A 9,672-nucleotide genomic window follows, 5' to 3' on the forward strand; every position below is an offset into this window, starting at 1 on the left:
CGCCTCGTACCCGGGCCGCACCCCGGCAAGGCACTTCGACCTAGGCCCAGCGCCCTAATCGGCGGCCGCCCACAGGCCGATACGGCTCCGGGGGCCCGCCGGTACGGTGAGGGCCATGACCCATCGCCCCCGGTCGGGCCTCGCAGCGGTGAGCGCGGCGCTGCTCGCCATGAGCCGGCACCTGGAAATGCGGGACGTCCTGAAGACGATCGTCGCCTCGGCCCGTGAGCTGCTCGACGCCGAGTACGCGGCGCTCGGGGTCCCGGACGACCACGGCGGCTTCGCCCAGTTCGTCGTCGACGGCGTCAGCGACGAGCAGTGGAAGGCCATCGGGCCGCTGCCCCGGCAGCACGGCATTCTCGCGGCGATGCTGCACGAGGCGAAGGCCGAGCGGCTGGCCGACGTCCGCAAGGACCCGCGCTTCGAGGGCTGGCCCGCCGCCCACCCGGACATGTCCGACTTCCTCGGCCTGCCCATCAGGGACGGCGACGAGGTCATCGGGGCCCTCTTCCTCGCCAACAAGCGCTGCCCCAAGCCCGAGGGCAGCTGCGGATTCACCGCCGATGACGAGGAACTGCTGGCGATCCTCGCCCAGCACGCGGCGATCGCCCTCACCAACGCCCGGCTGTACGAGCGCAGCCGCGAGCTCACCATCGCCGAGGAGCGCTCCCGCCTCGCCCACGAACTGCACGACGCGGTCAGCCAGAAGCTGTTCTCCCTGCGGCTCACCGCCCAGGCCGCCGCCACCCTGGTCGACCGCGACCCCGCCCGCGCCAAGGGGGAGCTCCAGCAGGTCGCCGCGCTGGCCGCGGAGGCGGTGGACGAGCTGCGCGCCGCCGTCGTCGAACTGCGCCCAGCGGCACTCGACGAGGACGGACTGATCGCCACCCTCCGTACCCAGATCCAGGTCCTGGACCGGGCCCACACGGCCCGGGTCACCTTCGAGAGCCTGGGTGTCAGGGCGCTGCCCGCCGCCCAGGAGGAGGCGCTGCTCCGGGTCTCCCAGGAGGCCCTGCACAACGCGCTGCGCCACTCCGGGGCCGCGCACGTGGACGTCACCCTGGCCCGCCGCGGCGCCGGAACCGCGCTGCGGATCACCGACGACGGCCGCGGCTTCGAACCGGCGGCCACCCGGCGGGCGGGACGGCACCTGGGCCTGGTCTCGATGCGGGACCGCGCGAGCGGTGTCGGCGGGAGACTCACCGTTGAATCGGCGCCCGGCAAGGGCACCACGATCGAGATGGAGGTACCCGGTGGCTGACAGGATCATCAGGGTGCTGCTGGTCGACGACCACCAGGTGGTCCGCCGCGGTCTGCGTACGTTCCTGGAGATCCAGGAGGACATAGAGGTCGTCGGCGAGGCCTCCGACGGCGCCGAAGGGGTGGCCAGGACCGAGGAGCTCCGTCCCGACGTGGTGCTGATGGACATCAAGATGCCGGGCACCGACGGTATAGAGGCGCTGCGCAGGCTCCGGGAGCTGGAGAACCCGGCCAAGGTGCTGATCGTCACCAGCTTCACCGAACAGCGCACCGTCGTGCCCGCCCTGCGGGCCGGCGCCTCGGGCTACGTGTACAAGGACGTCGACCCGGACGCGCTGGCCGGCGCCATCCGCTCGGTGTACGCGGGGCACGTCCTGCTCCAGCCCGAGGTGGCGGGCGCGCTGCTGGCCCAGGACGAACCGGGCAGCGGTACGGGCCGGGGGAGCACCCTCACGGAACGGGAACGGGAGGTGCTGGGCCTGATCGCCGACGGCCGTTCCAACCGGGAGATCGCGCGGGCGCTGGTCCTCTCCGAGAAGACCGTCAAGACGCACGTCTCGAACATCCTTATGAAGCTGGACCTCTCGGACCGCACCCAGGCCGCGCTCTGGGCCGTTCGCCACGGGGCGGCGGGCTGAGATTCATACTGTCGGGTGTACGTATTTCGAACACCGCATCCTCTTCGGCGGAGGGGCGTTCTCCATGGCGTGCTGCGGCGGCTGGCCGCAGCGACGCTAGGAGGATCCTGAAGTGAAGAACCTGAAGAAGGCCGCTGCCGTCACCATGATCGCGGGTGGCATCATCGCCGCCGGCGCCGGCGCGGCCTCCGCGACCGGCCACAGCGGCGCGGGCGCCAGCGGTGTCGCGGCCCACTCCCCGGGCGTGGCCAGCGGCAACGTCGTCCAGGTCCCGGTCCACGTACCGGTGAACGTGGTCGGCAACACCGTCAACGTGATCGGCCTGCTCAACCCGGCGTTCGGCAACTTCGGCCTGAACGGCTGACGCCACGCACACAGCTGCGAAACGACCGGGCGGGCCCCACCGGGCCCGCCCGGTCGTTTTCGGGCCCGTTTCAGGGCAGCTCCCTACCGGGCCCGCTCCTCCACATACGCGTTGTACGCGGCAACCTGCGCCCGCCGGGCCACCCGCTCCACCGGCCGCAAGGCATCCCCCCGCGCCGCCATCTCCGACGCGCTGACCGCTCCGCCGTGCCCGTTCTCGTACGCCACCGAGATCAGCAGCCCCACCCGTTGCGCCAGCTCCAGCACCCGTACCGCCCGCGGCGGGTACCCCGGGGCGAGTACCTCGCGCCCCCGCTCCGCCCGCGCCCGGTACGCGTCCACGGCCGCCTCGGCCACCGGCCCGGACCCGGCCACGTCAAGCCGCGACAGCACCTCCGTCGCATCCCGAAGCGCCTCGGCGAGCTCCCGCTCCGCCTCACCCAGCGACGGAACATCGGCCGGCGGCGCATCCCGCACGCCCAGGCAGTGCCAGGCCACGGCGATGTGGAGATCCCCGGCCGGCCCCGACTCGCGCACATCGGGCACCAGCCCGAACGGCGCGCCGTAGGTCACCACCGCCTCCTCCGCCTCCAGCGCCCTGGCATTGAACTCCGCCGGGCCGCTGAGCCCCAGCGGATGTCCGGGGGCCGGCAGCGCGACCCGGAAACCGGTCACCCCGAGTCCCCGCAGCCGCCCCAGGGCGAGCGTGAGACCGACCGGCCCCGCCTCGCCCGGCAGCCCCTCGACGCGGTGCACCGCGTCCTCCCCGACAATGGCGAGCGCCGCGTCGTCCGGCGAGACGAGTCCGGCCAGCAGCGCGTTGCCCCAAGCGGCCAGCAGCCCTGAGCGTGGTTCCGAAAGCATGGCAACAGCCTAGGGGCTGTCCGCCGGACAGCCCCTGGGAGAGGCGGGAGACCTTGCGACAACCGTGCGACGACGGGCCCAGCGCCTGAAGCGCTCGCACGGTGGCGTAGGTTTTCCCTGGGAGCTGTGCCCACAGGCACGCGACGATCACGAAACTGCATGGGGAGACAACGCGCTCATGAGCGATGTACTGGAGCTGGTGGACGTATCCGTGGTCCGCGACGGACGCGCTCTGGTGGACGACGTCTCCTGGTCGGTCAAGGAGGGGGAGCGCTGGGTCATCCTCGGCCCCAACGGCGCCGGCAAGACCACCCTCCTCAACGTCGCGTCCAGCTACCTCTTCCCGAGCAAGGGCACGGCCACGGTCCTCGGCGAGCAGCTCGGCGGCGTCGGCACCGACGTCTTCGACCTGCGCCCCCGCATCGGGATCGCGGGCGTCGCCATGGCGGAGAAGCTGCCCAAGCGCCAGACGGTCCTTCAGACGGTGCTCACCGCCGCCTACGGCATGACCGCCACCTGGAACGAGAACTACGACGCCGTCGACGAGGACCGGGCCCGCGCCTTCCTCGACCGGCTCGGCATGACCGACTACCTCGAGCGCAAGTTCGGCACCCTCTCCGAGGGCGAGCGCAAGCGCACACTCATCGCCCGCGCGATGATGACCGACCCCGAACTGCTGCTCCTCGACGAGCCCGCCGCCGGTCTCGACCTCGGCGGCCGCGAGGACCTCGTCCGCCGCCTCGGCCGGCTGGCCCGCGACCCGTACGCCCCCTCCATGATCATGGTCACCCACCATGTCGAGGAGATCGCGCCCGGCTTCACCCATGTCCTGATGATCCGTCAGGGCAAGGTGCTCGCCGCGGGCCCCATGGAGACCGAGCTCAGCTCCCGGAACCTCTCCCTCTGCTTCGGCCTGCCACTGGTCGTCGAGCACCAGGGCGACCGCTACACCGCCCGCGGACTGCCCCTCGGCTAGGGCCCGTCGGCCCTTCGCGCGGGTATCGGGCCACCGCGCCCTGTCGGCGAAGGCACTCGCGGTCCTACGATGACCACGTGGACATCATCGACGCATGGGTGTGGTGGCTGATCGGCGCGGTGGGACTGGGCATCCCCCTCGTCCTGACCGCGATGCCGGAGTTCGGCATGTTCGCCGTCGGGGCGGTTGCCGCAGCGGTCGTCGCGGCACTCGGCGGCGGAATCGTCGCCCAGGTCCTGGTCTTCGTCGTCGTCTCGGTCGCGCTGATCGCCGTGGTCCGTCCGCTCGCCAACCGGCATCGCACGGAGCGGCCCCATCTCGCCACCGGCATAGACGCGTTGAAGGGCCGTCAGGCCGTCGTGCTGGAACGGGTCACCGGCGACGGCGGGCGGATCAAGCTGGCCGGCGAGATCTGGTCGGCGCGCGCCCTCGACGCCGAACTCGCCTACGAACCGGGCCAACAGGTCGATGTCGTCGACATCGACGGGGCCACAGCCGTCGTCATGTGACCGAACAGCCCACACTGCAGCGCCCGTTCTGTCAGACTCGAAGTCGATCATCATGAGAACCGGCCTCATACGATCTCGACCTCGATCATCGCGATCCGTCGGCAACCGAAGGGCACGAGGAAAACGATGCAACCGATCATCATCGTCCTGATCATTCTGGTGGTGCTCGTCTTCATCGCTCTGATCAAGACGATCCAGGTCATCCCACAGGCCAGCGCCGCTATCGTGGAGCGTTTCGGCCGGTACACCCGCACCCTCAACGCAGGCCTGAACATCGTCGTCCCGTTCATCGACTCCATCCGGAACCGGATCGACCTCCGTGAACAGGTCGTGCCCTTCCCACCGCAGCCGGTGATCACCCAGGACAACCTTGTCGTCAACATCGACACGGTCATCTACTACCAGGTGACCGACGCCCGGGCGGCGACGTACGAAGTGGCCAGCTACATCCAGGCGATCGAGCAGCTCACCGTCACCACGCTCCGGAACATCATCGGTGGCATGGACCTGGAGCGGACGCTGACCTCCCGCGAGGAGATCAACGCCGCCCTGCGCGGAGTCCTCGACGAGGCCACCGGCAAGTGGGGCATCCGCGTCAACCGCGTCGAGCTGAAGGCGATCGAGCCGCCCACCTCCATCCAGGACTCGATGGAGAAGCAGATGCGCGCCGACCGTGACAAGCGCGCCGCGATCCTCCAGGCCGAAGGAACGCGCCAGTCCGCGATCCTCACCGCGGAGGGCGAGAAGCAGTCCGCGATCCTGCGCGCCGAGGGTGAGGCCAAGGCCGCCGCCCTGCGCGCCGAGGGCGAGGCCCAGGCGATCCGTACGGTCTTCGAGTCCATCCACGCCGGCGACCCGGACCAGAAGCTCCTCTCGTACCAGTACCTCCAGATGCTGCCGAAGATCGCCGAGGGCGACGCCAACAAGCTCTGGATCGTGCCCAGCGAGATCGGCGACGCACTCAAGGGCCTCAGCGGCGCCTTCGGGAACCTCGGCACCGGCGGCATGCCCGGCTTCAACACCGGCGACACCGGCAAGGAGCGCCGGGAGCAACCCCCCGTCGACTGACGTGTACACCCCCTCGTGCATGATCAGTGCACTGAACACCGATCACGCACGGGGGGTTGGGGATGACCATCTGGGAGATGCTCGCCGTCTTCGCAGCAGGTATCAGCGCGGGCACGATCAACACCATCGTCGGCTCGGGCACACTGATCACCTTCCCCGTGCTGCTCGCCACCGGTCTGCCCCCGGTCACCGCCACCGTCTCCAACGCGCTCGGCCTCATCCCCGGCTCCATCAGCGGCGCGATCGGCTACCGCAAGGAGCTCGAAGGACAGCGCCCACGCGTCCTCAAGCTGGCCGTCGGCGCCCTCGTCGGCGGCCTGACCGGTGCCACCCTGCTGCTGGCGCTGCCCTCCACGGCCTTCGAGACCATCGTCCCGATCCTGGTGGCCCTGGCCCTCGTCCTGGTCATCCTGCAACCACGCATCAGCAAAGCGGTCCAGCGCCGTCGCGAACACACCGGCACAGCGGCCCGCCCCGACGGCGGCCCGCTGCTCTTCGTCGGCCTGATGCTCGCCAGCGTCTACGGCGGCTACTTCACCGCGGCCCAGGGGATCATCTACCTCTCCCTGATGGGCATGCTGCTCGACGACACCATGCAGCGCCTCAACGCCGTGAAGAACGTACTGGCCGCCGTCGTCAACAGCATCGCCGCGCTCTTCTTCCTCTTCGTCGCCGACTTCGACTGGACCGCCGTCGTACTGATCGCGGTCGGCTCGGCACTCGGCGGACAGATCGGCGCCAAGGTCGGACGCCGGCTGAGCCCCGTCATCCTGCGCGCGCTCATCGTCACCGTCGGCACGGTCGCCATCGTCCAACTGCTGCTCCGCTGACGCACGCAGGCCCGCCTCCGCACGGAGACGGGCCTCGACTACGGCACAGGTCGTACGACGGCTACGCCGCGGACTGCGCCAGCCACTCCGGCAGCGCCGATCTGTCCGTGGCCCCCAGCGCCAGCAGCATCGCGTCCGCAGGAGACGGTACGAACGGCTGCCGCAACAGCGGCATCCCCGCCTGCTCCGGCGTACGGGCCGCTTTGCGGTGGTTGTCCTCGGCACAGGAGGCCACCGTGTTCAGCCAGGTGTCCTGACCCCCCTGGGCGCGCGGCACCACGTGGTCGACGGTGCTCGCCCGCCGCCCGCAGTACGCGCACCGGTGCTGGTCCCTTATCAGCACACCCCTTCTGGACCACGGGGCCTGTCTTCGGAACGGCACCCGTACGTACCTGCAGAGCCTGATCACCCGGGGCACCGGAATGTCCACGGCGGCACCCCGCATACGGAGGCCGGGATGCGACTGCTCGACAACGGCCTTGTCCTGCAGGATCAGCACGACCGCACGATTCAGCGTCACCGTCGACAGCGGCTCGAAGCTCGCATTCAGCACCAGCGTGTCCCGCATCCCGCCCACCTCCCGTGTGCCGCCCGCCGCCTGGCAGGCCCGGATCAACTCTGGCCGGGCAGGCCGCAATGGACAACGCAATAAAAAGTGCCCTGCCCTGATCTCTCCAGGACCGGGGCAGGGCAAACAGGGGGGAACCGTCGACTTCGCGGGCGTCAGGCCGGTTCGGCGTACTCACCGATCAGCTGGGCGCGGCCCAGCGTGTGGAAGCGCAGATTGAACCCGACGACGGCGGGCGACGCGTCGCTGTCCGGGCCGAGCCTCTCGCTGTCCACCGCGTACACGGTGAACACGTACCGGTGGTTCTCACCGGCCGGCGGCGCGGCACCGCCGAACTCCTTCGACCCGTAGTCGTTGCGGGCGTGCACGGCGCCCGTGGGCAGCCCCTCGAACGTCCCGCTGCCCGCACCCGCCGGCAGCCGCGTGACCGACGCCGGGATGTCGAAGAGCACCCAGTGCCAGAACCCGCTGCCCGTGGGGGCATCCGGATCGAAGCACGTCACGGCGAAACTCTTCGTCCCCGACGGGAACCCCTCCCACCGCAGCTGCGGCGAGGTGTTCCCCGCCGCCTGTACCTGTGCGTCCGCAAGCACGGCCCCCGGCGCGAGGTCATCGCTCACCACTGTGAACGAGGGGACCTCGGGATGGAAGTCGTGCGGCAGCGGCGCCCTCTTCGGCTCGGTCACGTCAGCACCTTTCCTGTAGCGGTTCCGGTTCGCGGATCAGCGGGTCTCCCCACCGACCCTAGAGCCAGTTGCGCTGACCGCCGACCTGGGCGAGCCACTGGTTGAGGTACGCGGCCCAGTCCGTCCCCTGGAAGTCGTGCAGACCCACCTTGAACGAGCGGTAGGAGTCGCTGCCCTCACTGAAGAGCCCCGCCTTCTTGTCCATCTCCAGTACGACGTCCATCTCGCGGTCGTCCGCGACGAACGTCAGCTCGACCTGGTTCAGCCCGCGGTACTGCGACGGCGGGAAGAACTCGATCTCCTGGTAGAAGGGCAGCTGCTGCCGTGTGCCGCGGACGTGACCGCGCTCCATGTCCGCGCTGCGGAAGCCGAAGCCCAGCTGTCCGAAGGCGTCCAGGATGGCCTGCTGCGCGGGCAGCGGGTGCACGTTGATGGGGTCGAGGTCTCCGGAGTCCAGCGCGCGGGCGATGTCGAGCTCCGTGGTCACACCGATGTTCATGCCGTGCAGGTGCTGGCCCGCGAACATGGTGATCGGCGTCTCCCAGGGGATCTCGAGTCCGAACGGCACTACGTGCACCGCACCGGCCCGCACCTCGAGAGCGCCGCCGAGGCGCAGCTTGGTGAACTCGATGTCCTGCTTGGTCTCCTGGTCCTGGCCCTCGACCTCGACCCGTGCCTGCAGGCCGACGGAGAGCCCCTGGATCTGCTGGTCCACGGATCCGCCCTGGACCCGCACCTCACCCTGGACGATGCCGCCCGGTACGACGTTGAGCTCGGTCAGTTCCGTCTCGACCGAAGCACCGCCGGCACCCATGCTCGCGAGCAGCCGCTTGAAGCCCATGTTTACTCCTCCTTGGTCCTGACCCCTACATACGCGCCATGACCGTAGTCGGTTCCCGGTAGCCTCGGACCTCATGATCGAGGGCCAGGACCGCAAGCCGCTGACGCGGGACTTCTTCGACCGCCCCGTACTGGACGTGGCACCGGACCTACTGGGCCGGACACTGGTCCGCAGCACACCGGACGGTCCGATCGAACTGCGTCTCACCGAGGTGGAGGCGTACGCGGGAGAGATCGACCCCGGATCACATGCCTTCCGCGGACGGACCCGGCGCAACGACGTGATGTTCGGACCGCCCGGCCACGCGTACGTCTACTTCACCTACGGGATGTGGCACTGCCTGAACCTGGTGTGCGGCCCGGAGGGCATGGCGAGCGGGGTGCTCCTGAGAGCCGGCGACATCCGTAGGGGCGCCGACCTCACCCGTAAACGTCGACTCTCGGCCCGTAATGACCGAGAACTGGCCAAAGGACCGGCCCGTCTGGCGACGGCCCTCGATGTGGACCGCGCACTCGACGGCACGGACGCCATCGCTCACCCGGGTGCCGTCCTCTCCGTACTGCACGGCACCCCGCCCCCTCGCGACCAGGTGCGCAGCGGTCCCCGTACCGGAGTGGGAGGTGACGGGGCCGTCCACCCGTGGCGATTCTGGGTCGAGGGAGACCCGACGGTCAGTCCGTACCGCGCCCACGTGCCCCGCCGTAGGTCAACTTGACTCGCCCATGCGGGGCACCTAATGTAGTCCGAGCCGCTTGACACGGGTACAGCCAACGGTTTGGTCCATCGGACCTCACGCCGGGCCACTCGAAGCGGCCAACCACTACCTACGACACACCCCAACCGGGGCGAATTTCGGCATGCCGAAATTCGAGTCAATGACTCGATTATGAGTCACCGGGGAAATCGGCTAAAGTAGTGAACACGCCGAAAGGGAAACCGCGAAAGCGAATTCCTCGAAAGCAATCCAGCAGAATCCCGCTTCGACCGGGAATCGGACACGAAAGAGTCTGATAGAGTCGGAAACGCAAGACCGAAGGGAAGCGCCCGGAGGAAAGCCCGAGAGGGTGAG

At 69.5% G+C, this 9,672-nt stretch carries 12 protein-coding genes; 8 read left to right on the forward strand and 4 right to left on the reverse strand.

The window, feature by feature from the left end:
- Nucleotides 1–115: 115 nt before the first annotated feature.
- From ACFVJX_RS34105 to ACFVJX_RS34115, 3 genes are all read left to right on the forward strand, one after another.
- Nucleotides 116–1,261: a GAF domain-containing sensor histidine kinase gene (locus ACFVJX_RS34105; RefSeq protein ID WP_384136157.1), complete on the forward strand. Its 1,146-nt coding sequence runs from the start codon at nt 116–118 to the stop codon at nt 1,259–1,261.
- Nucleotides 1,254–1,898, forward strand: a complete 645-nt coding sequence (locus tag ACFVJX_RS34110; RefSeq protein WP_384136155.1) for a response regulator — start codon at nt 1,254–1,256, stop codon at nt 1,896–1,898. Before ACFVJX_RS34105 ends, ACFVJX_RS34110 begins: the two co-directional genes overlap by 8 nt.
- Nucleotides 1,899–2,010: 112 nt before the next feature.
- Nucleotides 2,011–2,262 carry a chaplin family protein gene (locus ACFVJX_RS34115; protein WP_384136153.1) on the forward strand — a complete coding sequence of 84 codons (252 nt, stop codon included), beginning with the start codon at nt 2,011–2,013 and terminating at the stop codon, nt 2,260–2,262.
- Between the two features lie 83 nt (nt 2,263–2,345).
- Here the strand turns inward: ACFVJX_RS34115 and ACFVJX_RS34120 are convergent, their stop codons facing one another.
- On the reverse strand, nt 2,346–3,125 hold the full coding sequence (locus ACFVJX_RS34120; RefSeq protein WP_384136151.1) for a hypothetical protein: 780 nt from the start codon (nt 3,123–3,125) through the stop codon (nt 2,346–2,348).
- Between the two features lie 178 nt (nt 3,126–3,303).
- On the opposite strand from ACFVJX_RS34120, the gene ACFVJX_RS34125 reads away from it, so the two are divergent.
- From ACFVJX_RS34125 to ACFVJX_RS34140, 4 genes are all read left to right on the forward strand, one after another.
- A complete protein-coding gene (locus ACFVJX_RS34125; RefSeq protein WP_384136149.1) occupies nt 3,304–4,101 on the forward strand; it encodes an ABC transporter ATP-binding protein in 798 nt (265 codons plus the stop codon).
- An 83-nt stretch (nt 4,102–4,184) separates the two neighbouring features.
- A complete protein-coding gene (locus ACFVJX_RS34130; RefSeq protein ID WP_384136182.1) occupies nt 4,185–4,610 on the forward strand; it encodes an NfeD family protein in 426 nt (141 codons plus the stop codon).
- A gap of 126 nt (nt 4,611–4,736) precedes the next feature.
- Nucleotides 4,737–5,678: an SPFH domain-containing protein gene (locus ACFVJX_RS34135; RefSeq protein ID WP_384136147.1), complete on the forward strand. Its 942-nt coding sequence runs from the start codon at nt 4,737–4,739 to the stop codon at nt 5,676–5,678.
- Nucleotides 5,679–5,740: 62 nt separating this feature from the next.
- Nucleotides 5,741–6,508, forward strand: a complete 768-nt coding sequence (locus ACFVJX_RS34140; RefSeq protein ID WP_384136144.1) for a sulfite exporter TauE/SafE family protein — start codon at nt 5,741–5,743, stop codon at nt 6,506–6,508.
- Nucleotides 6,509–6,569: 61 nt separating this feature from the next.
- Here the strand turns inward: ACFVJX_RS34140 and ACFVJX_RS34145 are convergent, their stop codons facing one another.
- From ACFVJX_RS34145 to ACFVJX_RS34155, 3 genes are all read right to left on the reverse strand, one after another.
- Nucleotides 6,570–7,076, reverse strand: coding sequence for an HNH endonuclease (locus ACFVJX_RS34145; RefSeq protein WP_384136143.1), 507 nt, complete (start codon nt 7,074–7,076; stop codon nt 6,570–6,572).
- Nucleotides 7,077–7,231: 155 nt separating this feature from the next.
- Nucleotides 7,232–7,762, reverse strand: a complete 531-nt coding sequence (locus ACFVJX_RS34150) for a YbhB/YbcL family Raf kinase inhibitor-like protein (protein WP_384136141.1) — start codon at nt 7,760–7,762, stop codon at nt 7,232–7,234.
- A gap of 58 nt (nt 7,763–7,820) precedes the next feature.
- Nucleotides 7,821–8,603: a sporulation protein gene (locus ACFVJX_RS34155; protein WP_384136140.1), complete on the reverse strand. Its 783-nt coding sequence runs from the start codon at nt 8,601–8,603 to the stop codon at nt 7,821–7,823.
- Between the two features lie 73 nt (nt 8,604–8,676).
- Here ACFVJX_RS34155 and ACFVJX_RS34160 point away from each other — a divergent pair, with 73 nt between their 5' ends.
- Nucleotides 8,677–9,318 (forward strand): DNA-3-methyladenine glycosylase, encoded by a 642-nt coding sequence (locus ACFVJX_RS34160; protein WP_384136138.1) that lies wholly within the window; start codon nt 8,677–8,679, stop codon nt 9,316–9,318.
- The last annotated feature ends 354 nt before the right edge of the window (nt 9,319–9,672 follow it).

It is taken from the genome of Streptomyces sp. NPDC127177 (genome assembly GCF_042672475.1).
Lineage (GTDB): Bacteria > Actinomycetota > Actinomycetes > Streptomycetales > Streptomycetaceae > Streptomyces.